Raw genomic sequence first — 21,684 nt, forward strand, 5'->3', positions numbered from 1 at the left:
CTCTTTCAACCTCTAGAAATACCCTTGTACGGCTCAGGAAGGACCTACAATGGCGCTGCGGACAAATCCGTCAGCCAGATCAAGTCTTCGCTGAGCTTCCACGGCGTCCACGCCTACCATTAGCATGACGATTGCTGTTTTTACATGACCGTCTGCACCGGCAAAAGCCTGTTCAATATCCGCTTCGTTCGCTCCGGTTGCCAGATGGATCATGCGTTTGGCCCGATGGACAAGCTTTTCGTTCGAAGGGTTCAGATCGACCATGAAATTACGGTAAACCTTGCCCAGACGAATCATGGCGGTAGTGGTGAGCATGTTCAGAATCATTTTCTGGGCGCTGCCGGCCTTCATACGTGTTGAACCCATAACAACCTCTGGTCCGACAACAGCCTCGATGCTCACATCAGCCAAAAGGGTCATCGGCGTACCTGCGTTGTTACTCAGGCTGATCACAGTAGCTCCAATCTCCTTGGCGTGTCTCATCGCACCCAGTACATACGGCGTCCGGCCACTGGCTGCAATGCCAACCACGACATCGTTTTCGTCTATTCCATGTTCATCAAGGTCTGCGGCTCCCAATTCCTCGCTATCCTCAGCACCTTCAACCGGGTCCTTCACTGCCCGGAATCCTCCTGCAATAATACCCTGCACCATGGAAGGAGGGGTTCCGTAAGTAGGAGGGCATTCCGAAGCGTCAAGTATTCCCAATCGTCCACTGGTACCTGCGCCTACATAAAATAGCCTGCCGCCAGACTGAAAGGCCTCCAAGATCAGGTCCGCCGCTTGGGCAATGACCGGAATCAGGGGCTGAATGAGCTCTGCAATCCGTTGATCTTCCTTATTAATTAGCTCCATAATTTCTGCCGAAGGCAATTCATCTATATGATCCGTTAGTGGATTGGGTTGTTCCGTTAGTAATGAGTTCAGCATGTGATTCATCCGTATGGCCTCCTTCTCTCTTTTAAAATGATTCATTCAGGGAACAGCGTCTTCTTGCCAGTTGTGCTGCACCAATCACTGGAGCAGGGGCATCTTCACGATATACAAAGTCCAACTCTCCATAATATCCCGACAACTTCTGGATAAATGTATTTCGGAAAAGCGCAGCGTATCGAAACAACGATCCGGACAGGACAACCTGAGTGGATGCAAATTCGGGATGACGGGCAATCAGCGCCTTGGCGGTATCCGCCAGTTGTGCGGATTCATCGATGATCAGTGCCCGCGCGGCCTCATCCCCGGATTCAGCTGCTTCTATAGCAAGGCGGGCGATGGATGCTGTCTCGGTTTTACCCCAGTCTGTCTGGTACACCCGTGTCTTTAGCTCCGAGATATCCCGAAGTTTCAGTTGCTTTAGAAGAAGCGGGGTTAAACGGGTGGGCGGAAGAACACCGTCATAGCTCTGCATCACCACTTGGAGTGCACGCTGCCCAATACGATAGCCGCTCCCCTCATCTCCGAGCAGATGACCCCAGCCTCCTGCACGGTATCGCTCTCCTTCCAGCGTAAATCCGTACACGATGGACCCTGTTCCAGAGATGCACAATACACCGTGAGTATGTCCAAGAGTGGCCATCAGAGCAATCTCTCCTTCGGATACAATCCAGACTGGACAATCCTCTGATCCCCGTCGATTGCGGCTCTTCATATAGTTATTTACTGCGTCGGCTATAAGTTGCCGCTCTTGAACTGTATCTACACCTGACATGCCGAGGCATATACCTTCACAATTTGTCGATAATTCACTTTTTAGATTGAATAGCTGTTCCAGCACTCGTTTCAGTTCGGAAAGGGCCTGTTCCAGGGGTACGCTGTGAGGATTCGTGGGACCGCCTCTGAGCCGGGCGAGAATTTCTCCAGATTCAGAAATGATTGCTGCATCAGTATTGGTACCGCCTCCATCTACGCCTACATATACTCGCAAAGTGGCTCACCTCGATTGCTTGAGTTTTCTTTTTACATAGTATAGAGGCACAAAATGAAAAAGTAAAATTAAATTTTATAATAAAAAATAATGTTGAATTTTTATTTCATAGCTCATATAATGAACTCAATCTACAATTTTGGAAGGAATTAATACTGTTAATGTTAACTAAGTTGACGTTAATATTGCATTTAAGAGATTAATCCTGCGTACGTTCAGGTCTAATCCATAAGGGAGGTGCATTTTCCTTACTGCCACGCTCAATAATCTGTTAAGTCGTTTAAGGATGGATCATTTCAAAAGGGGTAGCATGGTTAGGCAATGCAATTATCGGGAGACGACACGCGAAGGAGATGAAGGGATGAAAAAGAAGGGTCTGGTATGGGCAATGTTGTTGATGATGGTCTGGGTTACTGCCTGCGGGAATAGCGGGGGCGCTGCTTCAGATGATCCCAATGCGGAAGATACGGTGACCGTATGGACTTATCCAGTACATGGGACATATGAAGATGAACTGAAGGATCTGATCGTTGATTTCAATAAAGAACACCCGAACATTACCGTGAAGACGGAAATGCTCTCCTGGGCGGAAGGGCCCAAAAAATTCGATGTCGCTCTGAATGCGGGCAACCCGCCGGATCTTTACTTTCATAGTGTAGACGGCACATATGTGAATACGGGATTGGCACTTGAGTTGGACAGCTACCTGACACCTGAGATCAAGGATGACTATCTGCCAGGTACGCTTGAATTAGGTCAGATCCAAGGGAAACAGTACGGACTGCCGTTGTATCAATTCCAATGGGCATGGGGTGGCAACAAACGCATTCTGGAGGAAGCGGGCATTGACTGGAAATCCATTCAGCAAAATGGCTGGACCTGGTCCGAATTCAACGCTGTCGCTGCCAAGCTGACCAAAACGCTGGATGGTGGGGCTAAACAATATGCACTGGTTACCGACGGAACCTCGCTTGATTTCATTGAAATGTTGTCCCGAAACAACGGCATGATTGATGTTCTGGACAAAGCTGGCACGTTCCAATGGAATGATGGGCGCATTCTGGATACGCTCTCTTTTATCAAAAATCTGATGGATCAAGGTTATATGCCGAAGGAAACGGCTGCTCTTGCTCCAGCAAAACGGACGGATATGTTCTACGCGGGGGAAACGGCGATCATCTCCAAAGCGATTCCTTATTATGATGTGATGATTCAGAACCGCAACAAGGATATTGACGACGGCAAGGTACAAGGGGAGAAAATTGATTTTGTCCTGCTGCCTGTACCGCATAATGACGATCAATCTGCGGCAACAACGATGGGCGGCGAAGGGTATGTAGCCTTCAAACAGAAGAAGGACAAAGGTGAGCAGCATGCCAAAAATACGTTCCTGGTCATGGAGGCGCTTAGTGGTGCCAAAGCAGGGAACTCGGCCAATGAACTGGCGCTCCCATTCGTAAGACAATCCCAGGTAGATCTGTTTAAAGGAAAAGAACTTGGTCAACCGGATAATTTGGCTGCTGCGAAAGTCATGGCAGAGAATATCGCTATGCCGGTTGTACTGGAACTGGATATCGACAAAGCATCACAGCAAAAACAATTCAAGGAACAAGTTGTGAAGCCTAACATTCAGGCGCTGTTCTCGGGTGAGAAGACACCGGAGCAGATCGCAGAAGACTTCAAGAACAAAGGCCAGCAGATGTTTGGACAATAACTCGGACCATACAACATAACGCAAAACCACACTGATTAGGAGAGGAGGATTCGCCATGCAGACCGCCCTTGCGCCAAAACCGTCTGTGCCCCGGACTTCCCGGGCTGCCCGGTTTTGGCGAGACTACGGGTGGGCGTATTTGTTTATTTTGGCGCCTGTCCTGCTGTTTCTCATTTTCACACTGTATCCCGTTCTGACGGCTCTCGTGATGAGCTTTCAGAAATACAACATTATGAATTCCACGTGGGTTGGATTGGATAACTACGAGCGTTTGGTGAAGGATGAGACGTTCTGGAAGTCGATTAAAAATACACTCATCTTTACTGTGGGTACGGTACCGGTCAATATTCTCATTACATTTGTACTGTCCTACTTCATCTTCCAGATGAAAAGCAAATGGCAGACGTTCTTCAAAGCAACATTGTACCTGCCTGCGGTAGCATCTGGGGTAACCATCTCCATCGTATGGCTGGCGATCTTTGACCCGACAGATTCGGGACTACTGAACCGCTTCCTCAGCCTGTTCGGCCTTGATCCGGTGATCTGGCTAGGCCAGTCGGGAACGGCACTCTTTTCACTCATTCTGATGAACTGGCTTGGATCGCACGGAGCGGGCATTATTCTGTACTTAGCAGCCATGGGCGGTATTCCGAAATCGCTGTACGAAGCGGCGGATATTGATCATGCCAGCGGCTGGACCCAGTTCAGCAAGATTACATGGCCGCTGCTCAAACCAACGACGCTATATCTGCTCGTGACAGGTGTGATCACGTCTTTCCAGGTGTTCATCTCGGTGTATCTGATGACACAGGGTGGACCGAACTTTGCGACAACAACAATCGCTTATCTGATCTATGAGACGGCATTCAAGTTCTATGAGTTCGGATTGGCTTCTGCGCAGTCGTTCGTACTGGCGATTATCATCATTGTCATCTCCGTCATACAGTTCAAATATTTCTCCAGCGATATTGAGTATTAAGCATCCGGGGGTGAATGAAATCCATGAAATCAACTCAGAAAAAGACACTGCTTGTCGTTGCATCCATTTTGCTGGTGGTCTGGGCACTGGTGACGGTCATTCCGATGTACTGGATGCTGGTCGGTTCGGTGCAGGATAGTGCGATGTCGGCTTCCTTCAAACCGCAGATGATCCCGGAGCAGCTGTCGTTATCACCATATGAGCGCTTTTTTGCCAAAACCGATGCGTGGCGCTGGCTATTTAACTCGCTGCTTATCGCGGTCATTCTGACCGTAACAAATGTGTTCTTCGCTTCCCTGGCGGGATATGCGTTCGCCAAACTGAAATTTCCGGGAAGTCAGGCGGTATTCTGGACCTTGCTGGGCACGATGATGATTCCGGCACAGGTGACGCTGATTCCCTTGTACATTCTGATGGTCAACGTGTTTGACTTGGGGGATACGTATACGGCCATTATTCTGCCTGCTGCGGTCAGTGTGGGCAACATTTTCTTGATGAAACAGTTCATGTCAACGCTGCCCACATCGCTGATTCATGCGGCACGTATTGATGCATGCAGTGAGTTCGGCATTTTCTGGAAAGTAATCCTGCCGATGGCGAAGCCAGGGATCGCGGTGCTGGCGATTTTCACGTTTGTAGCTTCGTGGAATGAATTTTTCTGGCCATTCCTGATCACTAACTCCAACGAGATGCGCACCGTTCAGGTGGGGCTGGCTTCGTTCGTATTTGCCGAATCAACGGACTTCGGCGCAATGATGGCAGGAGCAACGATTGGTGCGCTGCCGATGATCATTCTGTTTTTCTCACTGCAACGTTATTTCCTACAGGGTATTACGATCGGTGCAGTAAAAGGTTAATTCCTATATATGTTCAACTAAACATTTACACCATAACGGAGAGGACAGAAATAACCTGAAGAAGCGAAAGCGTTCGCCTAAAAGCTTTCTAAAAGAAAGCTACATCGGAAGCATACGCTATCACCGGATTTCCCCTTTTATAAAGGAATCAAAGAAATCTGGGGATAACAGCGATCGGAAGGTTGTTCTGTCATCGGAGTGCCCGTGTAAATATTCGTTAGTGGAGCTTATATAGTTCAGGACAAGCGACAACGTAAAGGGGGATCTACCTATGGCACGCGTGGAGTTTCGCCAAGTGCGCAAAGAATTCAAAGACGATCATAAAGGAACGTTCACGGCTGTGGCCGGCTCGGACTTTGTTATAGAAGATAAGGAATTCGTGGTTTTTGTGGGTCCTTCGGGCTGTGGCAAGACAACGTCATTGCGGATGATTGCAGGACTGGAAAAACAGACGAGCGGCGATATTGTCATCGGGGAACGGGTCGTGAATGATCTGCATCCGAAGGATCGCGATATCGCGATGGTATTTCAGGATTATGCGCTTTATCCGCACATGACCATCCGTGAAAATCTGTCCTTTGGCCTGAAAAATCTTAAGAAGCCAAAATCCTATATCGATGAACAGGTACAGAATGCTGCCGCCATTCTGGGGCTGGAGGCGATGCTGGAGCGCAAACCGCGCGAGCTGTCCGGTGGTCAGCGCCAACGTGTGGCGGTAGGGCGTGCGATCGTCCGTGATCCGCAGGTGTTTCTGTTCGATGAGCCGCTCTCCAATCTGGATGCGAAGCTGCGGGTACAGATGCGGGTGGAATTGGGGGAGCTGCATAAGCGGCTCGGTGCCACAATTGTATACGTCACGCATGACCAGGTGGAGGCCATGACACTTGGGGAGCGCATCGTGGTCATGAATCATGGAGATATTCAGCAGGTGGCTTCACCGAAAGAATTATATGCGAATCCACGTAATATGTTTGTTGCCGGATTTATCGGTTCCCCGGCGATGAACTTCATTGATGCCCGAATTGAAGGCACACAGGTTGTCGTGGACGGTGCATCATTCACCTTGCCAGAGGATATACTCGCTCGTCTTCAGAGCCATCAAGGCAAGCCGGTAATTATGGGGCTGCGTCCAGAGCATATTTTTGGTGACGATGTCGCTCCGAATATCCCGACAGATCATATGCTGCAGGCGCGGGTTCAGGTAGTAGAGCATCTGGGTTCCGAAAATCTGGTGTATTTCCATTCGGGTGCCCGTACCGTTACGGCCAAGGTTCACCCGGAAACACATGCTTATGTAGGCATGGACAAAAATTTTGTGCTGGACCTGCGTAAGGCGCACTTTTTTGACCCGGAGACGGAGCTGGCGATTGGACGGGAGTAAGCTATATCAGCTGAATCAGAGATTTTACACTGTACCACTGCGCAGTCAGAACCATCTTCCGATCGCAGTTATCCCCAGATTTTTTGAATGCCTTATACAAAGGGGAAATCCGGGGATAAAGGCGAACGCATCGCTTCTCCAGATTGGTTCTACCTTCTCCGTTATCGAATACATGTGTGGTCCAACTTATATAGAAGGGAGAATGAAAATGCGTAAGCTGAGTGAAGTGTTGGTCAAGACGGGGGCGGAAATCTATCGGGATATTATTCCGGTGGCCCTGTACAGTGTTGTCAGCTCCATTGTGCTGGTGCCCATTCTGATGTTTGCTCCGCTGCCAATCGCGGTGCTGCTTTTGGCCGTGATTTATATGCCAATCCTGTTCGGTGTCAGTTATACCGTGCATCACAGGCTGGAACGCAAGGAACGCCGCAATGGGCTTAAGGATATCTGGAACGGAACGATGAAGGGATTCATCCCGGGAGGAGCAGTCGGTGTTCTTTTCGCGGTGCTCGGCTTCATTCTGTGGTCTACCTGGTGGTATTACGGCGGACGGGGCGGGATTACAGGTACAGCAGTGAGTATGTTCCAAACGTTCTTCGTCCTCATGGCGCTGATGTCGCAGTTCTATACGTGGCAGCTTGTCCTGCAAAAGAATATGGGCATCATTCAGGCGATGGGGGAGAGTGTGAAGCTATTCTTCCGTCATCCGGGATACACGATGGGAGCCTGTTTTCAGGCGCTGTGCCTGACGGCTCTGCTAATGCTGACGGTTGTTGGCTTCGGAGCGCTGTTCGCGGGCATGTTTGCCATCTATCAGCATAAGGTCGCCCTTAATGTGCTTGAACCCGAAGAGGAAGCAGCCACATCTGGCGGCAATGACCACCAACATACGGGGTGGATCAGCCAGGGGAATGTGTGATGAGTGTAAAAACTGGAGTTGATCTTCTGTCGGGAGGATTCTCCCACCCATGGTTAACGGATGCGCGTATTGGAGTGATGACAAACCCTACGGGTATTACGGCCAACTTTGTCTCTACGGTGGATGTTTGTGCCAGCTTGGCAGGTGCCAAGCTTACAGCGCTTTATGCGTGCGAGCACGGGCTGGATGGTGAACTTCAAGCTGGTGTCCGATTCGGGAATACAGTGCATCCACGTCTGGGCATCCCTGTGCTCAGCCTTTATGGGGAACACAAGAAACCTACACCTGCGATGCTGGCTGAGGTGGATACGGTGCTGTTTGATATCCAGGATGTGGGCGTCCGTTATTACACGTATACATCAACCTTGTTCCACATGATGGAGGCCTGTGCCGAAGCCGGCAAACGTCTGCTGGTGCTGGACCGCCCCAATCCGCTGGGTGGGAATAGTGTGGAAGGCGGCCTGCTGAGCGCAGGGTATGAATCACTCGTTGGCGCTTGGCGTGTTCCTGTCCGCACCGGACTGACGGTCGGTGAATTGGCTCTGTTGGTCAACAGTGAGATGGAGGTGCCCTGCGAACTAAATGTGATCGCAATGGAAGGATGGCGGCGCTCCATGGAATTTACGGATTGTGAGCTTCCCTGGATGCTGCCCTCTCCTAATATGCCCACAATGGACAGTGTGCGGGTGTATGCGGGTACTTGCCTGTTCGAAGGCACCAATGTATCGGAAGGCAGGGGCACAACCCGCCCATTTGAGTGGATTGGAGCACCCTGGATTGAGGGTGAACGACTGGCGGAACGCTTTCGGGAACACAAACTGGAGGGTGTACATGTGCATCCAGTGTACATCTCGCCAACCTTCTCCAAACATGCAGGTGAGCTGTGTGGAGGTGTGAGGATTTTCGTGACAGACAGCAGGGCATTCCGGGCGGTAGATACAGGTCTGGTACTTTTGCATGAACTGGCGTCGCTCTATCCGGAGCAATTTCGCTGGTTGGAGCCGCCACAGCCGGGTTCCCGTTATTTTATTGATCTGTTGACCGGAGGTAGGAAAGTCAGGGACATCATTCATGACCGTGAAGAATTAGTACGTTTGATGGAAGATTGGAACGCAGAGGCAGAGGAGTGGAAGGAACGGCGGAAGCCGTTTTTGCTATACCCATAAAGAGTGAAATTCATCAATAGAATGTCGCGTAATGTACGGATGATGTTTGTCATGGGGAGGAGGCATGGAATGAGTAAGCCAAAAGAGATATACGCGTTGAAGCTGAAACAGATGACCCTGCGTGAGAAAATTGGACAAATGCTGCTTTGCGGCTTTCAGGGCACCGAGGCTGTCGGTGAAGTGGATGCTTTTCTGCGAAAGTATCCCATTGGCGGCGTAATCTATTTTGCGCGCAACGTTGAGACACCCGAGCAGATAGAGCGGCTATCGTCGGAGCTGCAACGGATTGCTATCGATAGCGGTAATGTGCCGCTCTGGATATCCATTGATCAGGAGGGCGGCATGGTGGCGCGGATTACCGAAGGGATCGCCCTGATGCCGGGACAGATGGCGATTGCCGCAGCGGGTTCCATCGAGGATGCATACCAGGCAGCCTATATCAGTGGGGTGGAGCTGAGATCCATGGGAATTAACATGAACTTTGCTCCGGTCCTGGATGTAAACAACAACGCTGCCAATCCGGTAATTGGTGTGCGTTCATTTGGAGAATCACCGCAGACCGTGGCAGCGTACGGGGCCAGCAGCATTGCGGGAGTACAAGATGCTGGCATTTCTGCGACAGCCAAACATTTCCCGGGTCACGGGGATACGGATACCGATTCGCATCTGGATCTCCCGGTCATCACCCATGATCGGGAACGGGTAGAGCATGTGGAGCTGATTCCGTTCCGGGCTGCCATAGCAGCAGGTGTTGATGCAATGATGTCGGCACATATTTATTTTCCGGCTCTGGAAGCGGAGCGTCTGCCTGTGACACTATCGCGAACCGTGTTAAGTGGATTGCTTCGTCAGGAGCTAGGGTATGACGGCATGATTGTAACGGACTGTATGGAGATGGACGCGATTGCCGCCAACTATGGCACGGTCGATGCAGCTGTGATGGCGGTAGAGGCAGGCGCAGATCTGGTGTTAATCAGCCACACAGCTCATCTTCAGGCAGGAGCGTTTGAAGCGCTGCTGGCAGCCGTGCAGAGCGGGCGAATCAGCGAGGCTCGCATTGACGAATCTGTAACCCGGTTGCTGAAGTACAAGGCAAAACGAGGCCTGCTGGAGAAGGGAATAAGCACAGGTGAAGATGAAGTGCGCGGTGCGGTGTCGACTTCATTCTCCGCTGAGGTATCAACTGCCCCGGCTTCATTAAAGCGTCAAGAGCGTAACCAACCGGCACACCAAGCCGTGGCTCGACGAATCAGTGAGAACAGCATCACGCTGGTGCGTGATCAACTGAACATGCTGCCTTTGAAGCCGGAACGCACATTGGTCATAACAGTTGCTACATCTGTGACAACGATTGCCGACGAACAGCTGACTCAGACGGTTACTCTAGGTTCGGCATTGTCGCACTGCGGTCTGGATGTGGTCGAAGTAACAGTCACGCCAGAGGAGGTTGCCATTCGTTCTGCCCGTCTGCTTCAAGCTGCCGAAGAGGATGACGTTCGCCAGATTGTGGTGGGGACGTATAATGCAGGCAGTGCCTCTGGTGATCCGCAGTGCAGATTGATCGGCTGGCTGCAGCAATTGGGCAAGCCACTCGCTGTTGTGGCGCTCCGCAGTCCCTATGATCTGCTTGCGATCCCGGAGGTACAGGTGTATGTGGCAGCGTACGAGAGCAGGCCGCTTGCCATGGATAGCGCCGCTCGGGCGTTAATGGGGCATATTCCTTTTGCCGGGAAACTTCCTGTATCTATTAAGTAGACAGGCGTTAAATGACGAACGAGCGAAAGTATAATCCGGATTATGAAGACCAATATAGCAGAAGGGACGATCCTATAATGGACCGTCCCTTCTGCTATATCTAATGAATAATTACAAAATTATTGCAGATTCAGTGCCTGAGCTGTCTTAGCCTCGACTTCATCCATGAGCGAAGTCATATCCATACCCGCATGATTACCAAGCAGAATAATGGTAACATCGTCTGTTAAATTGCGTGAGAACGCTGTGGCAAAACCACCGCCGCTACCGTTATGGAAGACGGTACGATTCTGATCGTTTTCCTTGAGAATCCAGCCGTAGCCATAATTTTTATCCGAATACGGCTCATACATCTGTTCAATCGTATCCTGGCTCAAAATTTTGTCCGTGTACAGTGCCCGATCCCACTTCAGCAAATCGTCCACAGTGGAGTAGATCGTCCCTGAACCTGATTGTGAAACATAATAAGGGGCAGTCACCCACTGTTTATTCTCCGCAACGAATCCGCTATTTGTATGGACCTTGCGGGAAGCTTCTCCGGAGTTTTTCATGCCGAGCGGCTTCAGAATGGTCTGTTGTACATAATCGGCATAACTCATGCCAGACACCTGTTCAATAACATAGGCCAGCAGAACATAACCGCTGTTACTGTACAAATAAGCACTACCCGGTTCAAATTTCAATGTTTTGTGCCGGATTTCCTCTACCGTTTCTTCCAATGAAGTGCCTTCACCCCTGCCAAAGGCGGATGGAAGACCTGAAGTCTGGGATAACAGCATATGGAGCGTGATCTGATCTCCCTTCGGTATACCGGAAATGTACTTGGATATTGGATCTTGCACATCGAGCTTTCCTTTTTCCACCAAGCTGAGAATGGAAGCTGCGGTGAAGGATTTGCTCAGAGAGGCGATTCTGGTCTTCTGATCCGGACGATTCAGCGTCTGTTCATCCGCTAGTCCGTAGCCTTGGCGAAGCAGGACTTTTCCATTGCGGGCAATCAGAGCCATGCCGGGAAAATTAATTTCGCGCAAATAGCTGTCTACACTGGCGACTTGACTATTTAATAGGCTTACTTTGTCCGTCTCAATATTAACACTCATCTGCCCTGAGGCTATACGTTGTACTTTAATATCCGCCTTGAGTGCATTGGCAAGCGCACGGACAGGTAACATTAGGGTGCCATTAATAGTGCGAGATTGCACACCGGAGGACAGACGAACCTGATTAACCTTGATGAAGTCACTGCCAGCCTGATGAACCAGCTTGTCTCGACCAACGGTAATCGTAGCCGTTTTGGTACGAGCTTCCCACTTCAAGGTGCCATTTACAGAGGTAACCACATCTCGCAATGGAACATACGTTGTACCTTTGTATACAAGGGGAGCATTTTTCCACGATTGCTCTTGACCGTTTACTTCAATGTGAACTGTTTGCGCCTCTTGTGCTGCAGATGCCGTGAAACTGCCTTGACCCATAATGGGGCCTGCACAAAGAATGAGGGCTAACAGAATACGGAACATAGATGAATATAATCTGGTAACAGGTTGTTGCACATGTGACTTGCGTAAGATTCGAATCCTCTCCTTCCAGTCGTTTCATGGATAACCAGCTTATGAGATATTGTAAACGATCTCGAAGAGGGGGTCAAAACGGGGAATGAGCATCATTTTCTATTATCCTAACAAAAATAATGTAATTTCGATTCATTTTAGTATCCATACATAATATTTTTACTACGTTTGTCCGATAAAAAAGGGGTGAAGATGATGATGGGGGATATTTAAATGAAGAAAAGGATTCGCAATTGGTTTACATTAACGGTTAAGAAACGTCTGATCGCTTCGTTGCTCTTGTTCCTGATTGTACCGAGCATTAGTGTGGGATGGTTGTCTTATTTAAAAGCAGCAGACCAGGTCAGAGAAGAAATCATTCATTCTGCACAGGCCAAAACGGAAATGCTCAGTCTGCAGATTACTCAAATGCTGGATATGGAGAAGGATAACGCAGCACAGTTTGCAGCGGGTATTACTTCAACAGATATTATCAATAAATCACCAGCTGTTCAGAGACAAATGGATCGTATGTCCAAAGCTCACAAAGAATTGGGTGTAATAACAGTAGGTGCTGAAGATGGCAGCTGGATGAAATCACCTGATCCCGGAGCGCAGATCTATGATCCACGGGAACGCAGCTGGTATACGATGGGCATGTCACAGGATGAACCAATTATCTCCGACACGTTCCAGTCGGTAACCACAGGTGAATGGGTTGTCACCGCCGCTGCCAAGCTGGCCGATGGTAAAGGGGTAATTGGAGCCAATGTAAGTCTCAATCATTTGAAAGAATCCGTTGATAAGATACATATTGGTGAAAAGGGAAAACTGTATATGTTGGATAACGGCGGGAAGTTCCTGTTCCATTACAATATCGAATCCGGTGTGCAGTCCAATGAGAGCTACATTAATGAGATGTATACAAAAGAACAAGGAACTGTAAAGTACACGTATGATGGACAAGAATTGGAAGCCGTATTCTACACGAATCCCGAAACAGGCTGGAAAATTGTCGGTGAGATGGTTCCTTCTGAAGCAGCGGATGCAGTAAGACCGATCTTGATTCGTGCCTACACTCTAGTAGGGACCTCGTTGATCATTGGTATTATTCTGCTCGTGTTCATTATTCGCAGTATTCATCGTCCATTGTTGCAACTAACGCAAGCGGCATCCAAAGTAAGCGCGGGTGATCTGACAGTTCGTGTAGGTTTACAGCGCCGTGACGAGTTTGGACAACTCGGGGCAAGCTTCGATACCATGACCTCATCGCTTCGTAACGTTCTGGGCGAAGTACATGATACATCGAGCCAGCTAGCAGCATCCTCTGAGGAGCTGATGGCGAGTTCTGAACAGACATCCAGAGCGACGGAACAGGTTGCCGAATTGATGCAGGATGCAGCGTCAGGAACGAACAAACAAAACGCCAGTCTTGCTGCAACGGGTCAACTCGTCGGAGAAATGTCCATAGGTGTCAAAGAAATCTCATCGAGTGCTGAAGACACGGCTCGCATAGCTGTAGAAGCATCTTCCAAGTCCGAAGCGGGTATGGTTACGGTGGAAGAGGCGGTTGCTCATATTCAGAAGGTGAATAATGAGAGTGAGGCCATGGCTGCTGTCATTCAGGATCTTCGAGCGAAAAATGAAGAGATTGTTGAGATTGTGGCCGAGATTACCAACATCGCCAAACAGACCAATATCCTTGCCTTGAACGCATCCATTGAAGCTTCAAGAGCAGGCGAACAAGGTCGAGGCTTTGCTGTCGTGGCCAATGAAGTAAAATCGCTAGCCAACAATTCGGGCAGTGCTGCCGAACGTATTAATGAACTTATGCGTGAGATGCAAGAGAAGACAAATGCGGTACAGTCTACCTTTGCCCTTACAGGAGAAGGCATGATTAAAGGTACGCAAATGATTACGGAGGCTGGAGAGGCCTTCAAAAATATCCGTAGTGCCGTGCAGTTGGTTGCTGCACAAGCTGGAGAAGTGTCGGCAGCTTCCCGTCAGATTGATGGAGGCATGAGTCATGTGTCCAAGGAAGTGAACGCCACCATTGAATTATCCAATCAGATTGCTTCAGGAACCGAGGATGGTTCAGCTGCTGCTCAGGAGCAGCTCGCTACAATGGAAGAGGTTGCAGCTTCTTCTGCGGCATTGTCCCGTATGGCTGAAGATCTGCAAAGCATGATTGAGAAATTCAAGTTATAGTTGAATAGCATTTCTCGAAGGAGACTGTGGGGTTGTAAACCCTGCAGTCTTTTTCTCGTTGGTGTTCTTCGTTAATCAACGTTTTATGAAGACTCGAAACGCATCTGTTCTGTAAAAGTGAATCTGTCTCTCCCTGAATGTCTTATCCTGTGGTATATTTCTAAATTAAAAGTAATCCGCAAGATGTGGATGACATGGAGAGGGGATGAACCGGATTTGGATAAATCCATACCACTGACATCCGGGCCCGCAAATACCGAAGAGGTGTTGGATGATGCTTCATTTATGCAAGGGGTTAAGGACTGTATCCCAACACTGCTTGGATATTTAAGTATTGGGTTTGCAGCGGGTGTCATTGAAATGACGGCAGGCTTAAGTTTGGCGGAAACGGCTCTGCTCAGTCTGATTGTATACGCCGGATCGGCTCAGTTTATCGCCGCAGGCATGCTTGCCTCGAGTGGTTCAGCGACTGCTATCATTTTCACCATATTCTTCGTGAATCTTCGCCATCTGCTGCTGAGTGCAGCCGTATCACCGTACTTTCGTCATCTGACGCCGCTTAAAAATATGTGGATCGGTTCGCTGCTTACCGACGAGTCCTTTGGCGTGGCGATGACGCGAGCGATTGGCCGGAAAACGCTGAGTGAGCGCTGGATGCACGGTCTGAATATTACAGCATATCTGAATTGGTTTGTGGCGAATATGGCGGGGGCGTACTTTGGACGCTGGATAACCAATCCCGAGCGGCTTGGACTTGATTTTGCCCTGCCTGCAATGTTTATTGGTCTGGTAGTGCTTCAACTGATGCAGCGTAAAAATAAAAAATTGCACATCAATGTGGCGATCATCGCCGTGATCTGTGTAATCTTCGCCAGCATGGCTTCGCTTGGCAGCATGAGTGTCATTGTGGCTGCGGTCATTGCGGCAACGATGGGAGTAGTGATGGAACGATGGAAGTAAGATGGGATGTATTCTGGATTATTATGGGCTCGGCTTTGTTAACGTTCATCCCGCGCGTATTGCCGCTCATGCTGTTCAGTAAAATACAGATTCCGATATGGCTATTACGCTGGCTTGAGTATGTACCCGTGGCGGTCATGGCGGCACTGATTGGTCAGGAACTGTTTATGGCGGAAAACCAGTTGGTGCCGATTACACACAATCCAGCTCTGTGGGCAGCACTGCCTACGATTGCAGTAGCCATCTGGACACGAAGTCTGCTCGGAACCGTACTTGTCGGTATTGTGGCAATGATGATTTTGCGGTACTTGATGGGATAATATACGGGGCCTTTATTGGATCAGGTAAATCCTTCGCTCTAACGGTTAATAATGTTCTATAGGATCGTAATAGAGCGAAGGGAGCTAAATCCATGAGCAACTCGAAGCACAGAATATTGATTACGGGAGCAGCGGGAATCATTGGTCGCAGTCTGCTGGAGGGACTGAGGGGAAAGGGCAAGTATGACATTGTGGCTGCCGATCTTCATGATGATCCTCAAGCAGGCATTGTAGCGATGGATGTGACCGACGGAGAACGACTGAAAGAGCTAATGCAGGGGGTTCAGACGGTGCTGCATATTGCATGGGCCAAGGATGAAGAAGATTTTCTGGGCAAAGTCCTGCCGATCAACGTAACAGGGGCCTACCATGTGTATGAAGCTGCACGGTTAAACGGTGTACAGCGGGTCATTTTTGCGAGTTCAAATCATGCGACAGGGTTTTATCCAACAGGAGAAGATATCGAAGTGGATGATCCATATCGGCCAGACAGTTTCTATGGGCTCAGCAAATGTTATATAGAGCTGCTTGGGCGATATTACGTGGATAAATATGACTTGTCGTCATTCAATATTCGAATAGGCAACTTCTCGGGCGATGCACATCCACACTCTGAGCGTTCCGCACACATTTGGATCTCTCCCAGAGATATGGTCCAGCTTGCCGAGTGCTGCATTGAGGCGGATTCGAGCATGAAGTATGTTAATCTATATGGAACATCAGCGAATACGGACAATTATTATGATATTGGGTATCTGGCACAGAAGATTGGGTACCGGCCGGAGGACGACGCAGCAGAACTATGGGAAGAAGCGAAACGTAAGGGAGCGCCGGATAAGCAGGATGAGACGGAATATCAGGGCGGAGGATATGTTGCGAAGGACCCGAAATCCTGAAATCCTGAAATCATCGAATCTTAAAGATCTGAAACGTCTCATAGACGGAGAGAACTGCGGGTGACATTGTGGGCAGTACAGCGCGGAGAGTTAACTGATAACTATCGTTCTGAAAACGCTATTTTCTATTGCGCCCGAAAGGGATAAAATGGAGACTAAAGGGTTGATGTTTTCATTTTACATACAGGAAGGAACGGTTCTGATTATGAGTACACATTCATCCGTTATACTTTTTCAGGGAGATTCCATTACAGACGGGGGAAGATCGCGCAATGATGATCCGAATCATTTTCTCGGGCATGGCTATGCGTATCTGATCTCAAGCAAACTGGGTGTGGAACTGGCAGCCAAACAGCCAACGTTCTATAACAGAGGAATTAGCGGGGACCGCGCTTCCGATCTCTATGCACGCTGGAACGAGGATACTTTTAGTTTGAAGCCGAATCTAATCAGCATTCTAATCGGTGTTAATGATGCATGGCGTACCGTGAATGAAGAACCCAGTGGAGTGACAGATCGTCTTGGACGTGCATATCGTCATTTGCTGGAGGAGACACGCGAAGTGATGCCGAATACCGGGCTGGTTTTAATGGAGCCGTTCATTCTTAAAACCGGAGCTACAGTGGAGCGTTGGGACACTTGGCAGGAGCGTATCGGGCAGTATCAGAATCTGGTCCGTGAACTCGCCAGTGAGTTCGGTGCGGTCTGGGTACCTTTGCAGCAAACATTCAACGATGCTCTTGAACAGGCTGACGCAGCCTACTGGTTATGGGATGGTGTGCATCCAACCGCAGCCGGCCATGAGCTGATTGCACGTCAGTGGCTGTCCGTTGTACAGAATTCTCCACTTGCGATTGGTTAATAGAATTGGAAATATCCAGTTTGCGCTAAAAAGCTGATTGTAACGAGGAACCCAGGTGGGTTCTTCGTTTTTTTATATTTGGGACAGGAATTGTGTGGTTAATTTGGATGGATATGATGGATAACTCTTCAAATGTACAGCATTATCCGGTAAAATGAAATCGGTTACATATAATGAAGGTTTCGTATTCCATATAGATTAGGGTGAATTCAATGGAAAACACCAATCAAAGTAAGGTCAGCTCCATCTCCATACCGGATTCTACGGTCATTCAACAGGCAGTACATCAGATGGTACAAGGCAGAAAGAGGAGCCAGCAGGTTCTGCTTGCTTCAACACCCTCAATCTACTCTATCGAGGCCATTGGGAAGGCATTATTGCAACCAGAGCTAACTTCTTTTTACACAGATCTGAGCAGCTATGGGGAACGTGCCTTGAACGAAAGTTTGCCTTCGCTGTCATTCGGTCTTTATCGGAAGTTTGGGGATACAGGGGAACGAAAGTTGTATGAGGATGCGTACTTTGAACGCAGGGGACGTCTGGCGGCAATAGCGTTGCTTGCTGTGGATTCGAATGCGCCGAAATGGATAGAGACATTGGAAGATATGTTGTGGGATGTATGTGGTGAGTATACATGGTGTTTGCCTGCACATTTGGGTTCGGGGGGAGTGGAACAGGTCACCGGTAATATTGATCTGTTTGCCGCGGAGACGGTACATATGCTGGCCGAAATCGTGACGATTCACGCGGATCGACTGGATCCACGTATCATCCAGCGGATTAGGTCCGAGGCCGAGCGCCGCATCTTCACACCTCTCTATCGGGAACAACGTACCTATCACTGGCAAGATGCAGAGCATAACTGGTCTGCTGTGTGCAGCGGATGTTGTGGCATGGCTGGACTATTACTGCTGGAAGAAGAAGCGATTCTGACGGAATCGGTTGGTCAGACAATTCGTTCCATGCAGGCATTTCTGAGTGGATATGGCATGGATGGCGGCTGTGCAGAAGGCATTGGTTACTGGGTGTATGGGTTCGGCTATTTCGTCTATTATGCCGACATGCTGCGTGAATACAGTGAAGGTAAGTTGGATCTGCTGCTGAGTGATTCGAAAATAGCGGCAATAGCAGCCTTCCCACTACGGGTTCATCTGTCAGGAGGAACCTTCGTGAATTATTCGGATAGTGCGGAGCAGCAAGAGGTTCCTTCGGGTTTGCTCTCACTTCTGGCATCTCGTTTCGGTATACAGGTGGATCTGCCGTTTCATATTCCATTGTTTACCGATGATCCCTGTCATCGTTGGGCTCACCTGCTGCGTAACGTGATGTGGAGTAGTCCGGCAATGTACCTTCAAGAAGTGCGGGCTGTTCCCGCGGAACGAGTGATCATTTTCGAAGATTTGGGCTGGATGATTGGAAAGGGAGAACTTGATTCTCCAAGCTCAGATCTTACCAGAGATGAACCTCTAGCTATTGCTTTTTCCGTCAAGGCCGGGCATAACGATGAACCCCATAACCATAATGATCTTGGGCAATTTATGATCCATTGTGGTGGCGAAAACATTCTTTGTGATCCGGGAGCAGGGCTGTACACACAAGCCTATTTTGCTCCGGGTAGAGAGCAGTTGTTTCACATTAGTTCGTCCGGGCATAGCGTGCCCCGGATTGAGGGGAAGGAGCAGAGCTCAGGGCGCGAGGCGCAAGCACAGATTCTTGAGGCGAAGGTTTCGGACGATGACCGTATACTGGATGCCTGCTTGGAACTGACAGCAGCTTATCCTGAAGCAACTTCGCTCGCTTGTTATACACGCCAGCTGCATTGGAGCGTTCCTGCTAATGATGTCGGGAGCGTGGCAGAACTTCGTCTGAAGGATCGATTTCAATGGAAAAACAGAGCAGCGTCTTCATCAAGCACGTTACATTCGGTGGGAGAATTGCAACGGCCGAGTGTGACGGAGCGGTTTGTGAGCAGAAAGGTACCTGAGAAGGTACATGAGGGGCAGATTCAATGGCATGGCGAGAGAGCAACGGTATGTATGACGTACGATGCAAACCAGTGGCAGGCGGATATAGAGATCATTAATACGGTTGATCATGGCAATGTTCCAGTTACATTCTATCGGACATCACTTGAATGGCGAGAGCAGTCGGATAACTCCGGTGCGGGAAGTGATGAAACCGATCTGCTGGAGACGGTGTGTGAGCTGAAGTTCACGATTGAACCAAAGTGAAAGATGGAGGTGAGCATACGTGAGTGAGTATACAGCCGCATCAACGTATCCATGGAAAGATGCACTCGATAAGTACCGTAAATTGGCGGAAGAGGCGGGACCTGCCCCGTCAGATGGTTGGAATCAGGCTCGCAAATTGGCCCTTGTGGAGAGTGTTGTTCGGGCTTATACCCCTTACGAGGATAGTAGCGGCGCCATTATCGATCCGTTCTCGGAGGTCGAGCGATATTATTCCACACCAGCTTATGCAATGGCTGCATCGGTTCTTGTTCAAGCGGGACATATGGACCTGCTTGCTTCGGCCGCATCGGCCCTATCACACAGTATCGATGTTGTTGTGAAGGGTTGTGCACCGGATCATCATCCTGACTTTTTCCCTGTGTTGATGATGAGAGCTTACATCCTGTTGAAGCCGCATATGCCTGAGCAAGCAAAGGTCTGGGCAGAGGCTCTTAAGAAGATACAGCCAGAACAAGATTATGTTTTTACAATGAGCAAAATGAACAATCCCAATCGCATGATCAACTGGAACGCCATCATGATCTCCGGAGAATATCTGCGCTTGAGGGAGCAGCTTGCAAGTGAGGGTACGGATTGGATGGATCGGTATCTGAATCTGTATCATCTGCCACGATTTACGCCGCTTGGATTATATCAAGACGGACCGCTGGATCGACCGAATTGTCCATTTTCCTATGATATTGCAACCCGCTATCATCTGGATGTCATGCTTGAAGCGGGATATGACGGGGCCTGCGCTGGTGAGTTAAAGGAACAATTACGTCATGGTGCATTCAGTACCCTGCTTACACTGTCACCGCTGGGGGAGATTCCTCCGCGTGGACGCAGCTCCCAACATCAATGGAATGAAGCGGCAGCAGCCTACGTATGTTCTGCCCATGCAACACAGGCCTTACAGGCTGGAGATCGGGTGATGGCTGGAGCGTTCGCTCGTGCGGCCAATCGGTGTTTCGAAGCGGTGGAGCGTTGGAAGATGGATGATGGACGTCTGAAAATAGTTCGCAACGAGTATGCACCTGAGGCACGTCATGGCTACGAAATCTATACGAATCATACGGGTTATAATCTGTGGACGGCAGCAGCGCTGGCCCATGCCTGCCTTAGCGATCCTGGTGAAGATGTAACGGAGATATACCTTCCTTCCGAGGTGGGTAACCGTGTATTGCAGGTCGATGGATGGTTTGAAACGATTATCGCCTCTGTACCAGGTCAACAAATGATTCTGCATACGGCCATGAATGATCCATACACGGTTCCCGGTCTTGTGCGCATACAACAGGTGGGATTGCCAGGGCTGATCGGTCCTTCTGCTGCTGGACATGTGCAATCCGGATTCACGGAGTTTGCGGAAGGGGAAGTTGGTCCGCTGAGCTATTGTCCTGTCTGGAAGACGGCAGATGGAAACTGGCACAGTCTTGCCGGGGGCATTCCGTCAGGTGCTGATTATGACCGGGATGCGGGGATTGATCCTGCCGAGGGCGGAGGTTCGATTTTATTTGAAACGGTAGATCAAGAGGTCCGAGATGATTCAGCCTCCCCAGAGGGATATGACGGGAAGCATCAGGATCAGGCCAATGCATTTACAGTGACATGGCTTGGCCCACTAACCGGGCTCGATTCACTGCGTACCCGCTATGTACAGCAGGCGGATTTGCTTACTGTAACATATGAATTCGATGGTGAGCTTGAGGCTGTCGGGGCACTCATTCCATTGATGTTCAGTGATGGACGCGAGCAGGCTGTCATCACTCCTTCCAAGCAGGCTGTGCGCAGCGAGTACCGGGGAGCTTATGTGGAATCCACAGTGCTGGATGAAGGAGCCACTATTCATCTCAAGGAACAGCCTGTAGCATCCCGCAACGGGCTGCTGAAGGAAGCAAGGATGGAATTAAGCGGCGTGCGAAGTATAACGTTTACGATCAGATTGGGTATCAATTAGAG

The 21,684-nt window shown here is 49.5% G+C and carries 17 protein-coding genes; 14 read left to right on the top strand and 3 right to left on the bottom strand.

The features are described from left to right. Positions 1–33 precede the first annotated feature (33 nt). Positions 34–939: an N-acetylmuramic acid 6-phosphate etherase gene (gene murQ / locus HP548_RS14335; RefSeq protein ID WP_175382051.1), complete on the bottom strand. Its 906-nt coding sequence runs from the start codon at positions 937–939 to the stop codon at positions 34–36. Between the two features lie 22 nt (positions 940–961). Continuing rightward, positions 962–1,924 carry an N-acetylglucosamine kinase gene (locus HP548_RS14340; RefSeq protein ID WP_076290724.1) on the bottom strand — a complete coding sequence of 321 codons (963 nt, stop codon included), beginning with the start codon at positions 1,922–1,924 and terminating at the stop codon, positions 962–964. Positions 1,925–2,285: 361 nt separating this feature from the next. On the opposite strand from HP548_RS14340, the gene HP548_RS14345 reads away from it, so the two are divergent. From HP548_RS14345 to nagZ, 7 genes are all read left to right on the top strand, one after another. Then, positions 2,286–3,638 (top strand): ABC transporter substrate-binding protein, encoded by a 1,353-nt coding sequence (locus HP548_RS14345; protein ID WP_099858698.1) that lies wholly within the window; start codon positions 2,286–2,288, stop codon positions 3,636–3,638. Between the two features lie 55 nt (positions 3,639–3,693). Continuing rightward, positions 3,694–4,617: a carbohydrate ABC transporter permease gene (locus HP548_RS14350; protein WP_076290722.1), complete on the top strand. Its 924-nt coding sequence runs from the start codon at positions 3,694–3,696 to the stop codon at positions 4,615–4,617. Positions 4,618–4,640: 23 nt separating this feature from the next. Further along, on the top strand, positions 4,641–5,474 hold the full coding sequence (locus HP548_RS14355; RefSeq protein WP_076290721.1) for a carbohydrate ABC transporter permease: 834 nt from the start codon (positions 4,641–4,643) through the stop codon (positions 5,472–5,474). A 271-nt stretch (positions 5,475–5,745) separates the two neighbouring features. Then, positions 5,746–6,855: an ABC transporter ATP-binding protein gene (locus tag HP548_RS14360; protein ID WP_175382052.1), complete on the top strand. Its 1,110-nt coding sequence runs from the start codon at positions 5,746–5,748 to the stop codon at positions 6,853–6,855. 208 nt (positions 6,856–7,063) lie between these two features. After that, positions 7,064–7,774 carry a hypothetical protein gene (locus HP548_RS14365; RefSeq protein ID WP_175382053.1) on the top strand — a complete coding sequence of 237 codons (711 nt, stop codon included), beginning with the start codon at positions 7,064–7,066 and terminating at the stop codon, positions 7,772–7,774. Then, entirely contained in the window at positions 7,774–8,940 is a 1,167-nt protein-coding gene (locus HP548_RS14370; RefSeq protein ID WP_175382054.1) for an exo-beta-N-acetylmuramidase NamZ family protein, read from the top strand. The genes HP548_RS14365 and HP548_RS14370 overlap by 1 nt, the downstream gene beginning before the upstream one ends. Before the next feature lie 69 nt (positions 8,941–9,009). Further along, complete coding sequence (gene nagZ / locus HP548_RS14375; RefSeq protein WP_175382055.1) at positions 9,010–10,695, top strand: beta-N-acetylhexosaminidase; 1,686 nt, start codon at positions 9,010–9,012, stop codon at positions 10,693–10,695. 119 nt (positions 10,696–10,814) lie between these two features. Here the strand turns inward: nagZ and HP548_RS14380 are convergent, their stop codons facing one another. Then, a complete protein-coding gene (locus tag HP548_RS14380) occupies positions 10,815–12,170 on the bottom strand; it encodes a serine hydrolase (protein WP_175382056.1) in 1,356 nt (451 codons plus the stop codon). Between the two features lie 309 nt (positions 12,171–12,479). On the opposite strand from HP548_RS14380, the gene HP548_RS14385 reads away from it, so the two are divergent. The 7 genes from HP548_RS14385 (at position 12,480) to HP548_RS14415 (ending at position 21,682) form a co-directional block, all read left to right on the top strand. After that, positions 12,480–14,453, top strand: coding sequence for a methyl-accepting chemotaxis protein (locus HP548_RS14385; protein ID WP_175382057.1), 1,974 nt, complete (start codon positions 12,480–12,482; stop codon positions 14,451–14,453). Positions 14,454–14,738: 285 nt separating this feature from the next. Beyond that, the gene (locus HP548_RS14390) at positions 14,739–15,413 is read left to right on the top strand and encodes an AzlC family ABC transporter permease (protein WP_076290761.1); all 675 of its coding nucleotides are present in this window, start codon (positions 14,739–14,741) and stop codon (positions 15,411–15,413) included. After that, positions 15,404–15,733, top strand: a complete 330-nt coding sequence (locus HP548_RS14395) for an AzlD domain-containing protein (protein WP_175382058.1) — start codon at positions 15,404–15,406, stop codon at positions 15,731–15,733. The genes HP548_RS14390 and HP548_RS14395 overlap by 10 nt, the downstream gene beginning before the upstream one ends. 92 nt (positions 15,734–15,825) lie before the next feature. Beyond that, complete coding sequence (locus tag HP548_RS14400) at positions 15,826–16,629, top strand: NAD-dependent epimerase/dehydratase family protein (RefSeq protein WP_175382059.1); 804 nt, start codon at positions 15,826–15,828, stop codon at positions 16,627–16,629. A gap of 205 nt (positions 16,630–16,834) precedes the next feature. Beyond that, positions 16,835–17,491, top strand: a complete 657-nt coding sequence (locus HP548_RS14405) for an SGNH/GDSL hydrolase family protein (RefSeq protein ID WP_175382060.1) — start codon at positions 16,835–16,837, stop codon at positions 17,489–17,491. A 212-nt stretch (positions 17,492–17,703) separates the two neighbouring features. After that, positions 17,704–19,722 carry a heparinase II/III domain-containing protein gene (locus HP548_RS14410; protein WP_175382061.1) on the top strand — a complete coding sequence of 673 codons (2,019 nt, stop codon included), beginning with the start codon at positions 17,704–17,706 and terminating at the stop codon, positions 19,720–19,722. A 19-nt stretch (positions 19,723–19,741) separates the two neighbouring features. After that, positions 19,742–21,682 (top strand): glycosyl hydrolase, encoded by a 1,941-nt coding sequence (locus HP548_RS14415; protein ID WP_175382062.1) that lies wholly within the window; start codon positions 19,742–19,744, stop codon positions 21,680–21,682. Positions 21,683–21,684 lie beyond the last annotated feature (2 nt).

The organism is Paenibacillus taichungensis (assembly GCF_013359905.1).
GTDB lineage: Bacteria > Bacillota > Bacilli > Paenibacillales > Paenibacillaceae > Paenibacillus > Paenibacillus taichungensis.

Bases quoted from the DNA above. Each gene is read 5' to 3' on its own strand.
- HP548_RS14405 (WP_175382060.1), top strand. From the start codon at position 16,835: ATGAGTACACATTCATCCGTTATACTTTTTCAGGGAGATTCCATTACA.
- HP548_RS14385 (WP_175382057.1), top strand. From the start codon at position 12,480: ATGAAGAAAAGGATTCGCAATTGGTTTACATTAACGGTTAAGAAACGT.
- HP548_RS14370 (WP_175382054.1), top strand. From the start codon at position 7,774: ATGAGTGTAAAAACTGGAGTTGATCTTCTGTCGGGAGGATTCTCCCAC.
- HP548_RS14365 (WP_175382053.1), top strand. From the start codon at position 7,064: ATGCGTAAGCTGAGTGAAGTGTTGGTCAAGACGGGGGCGGAAATCTAT.
- HP548_RS14355 (WP_076290721.1), top strand. From the start codon at position 4,641: ATGAAATCAACTCAGAAAAAGACACTGCTTGTCGTTGCATCCATTTTG.
- HP548_RS14360 (WP_175382052.1), top strand. From the start codon at position 5,746: ATGGCACGCGTGGAGTTTCGCCAAGTGCGCAAAGAATTCAAAGACGAT.
- HP548_RS14390 (WP_076290761.1), top strand. From the start codon at position 14,739: ATGCAAGGGGTTAAGGACTGTATCCCAACACTGCTTGGATATTTAAGT.
- nagZ (WP_175382055.1), top strand. From the start codon at position 9,010: ATGAGTAAGCCAAAAGAGATATACGCGTTGAAGCTGAAACAGATGACC.
- HP548_RS14395 (WP_175382058.1), top strand. From the start codon at position 15,404: ATGGAAGTAAGATGGGATGTATTCTGGATTATTATGGGCTCGGCTTTG.
- HP548_RS14380 (WP_175382056.1), bottom strand. From the start codon at position 12,170: ATGGGTCAAGGCAGTTTCACGGCATCTGCAGCACAAGAGGCGCAAACA.
- HP548_RS14410 (WP_175382061.1), top strand. From the start codon at position 17,704: ATGGAAAACACCAATCAAAGTAAGGTCAGCTCCATCTCCATACCGGAT.
- HP548_RS14350 (WP_076290722.1), top strand. From the start codon at position 3,694: ATGCAGACCGCCCTTGCGCCAAAACCGTCTGTGCCCCGGACTTCCCGG.
- murQ (WP_175382051.1), bottom strand. From the start codon at position 939: ATGAATCACATGCTGAACTCATTACTAACGGAACAACCCAATCCACTA.
- HP548_RS14400 (WP_175382059.1), top strand. From the start codon at position 15,826: ATGAGCAACTCGAAGCACAGAATATTGATTACGGGAGCAGCGGGAATC.
- HP548_RS14345 (WP_099858698.1), top strand. From the start codon at position 2,286: ATGAAAAAGAAGGGTCTGGTATGGGCAATGTTGTTGATGATGGTCTGG.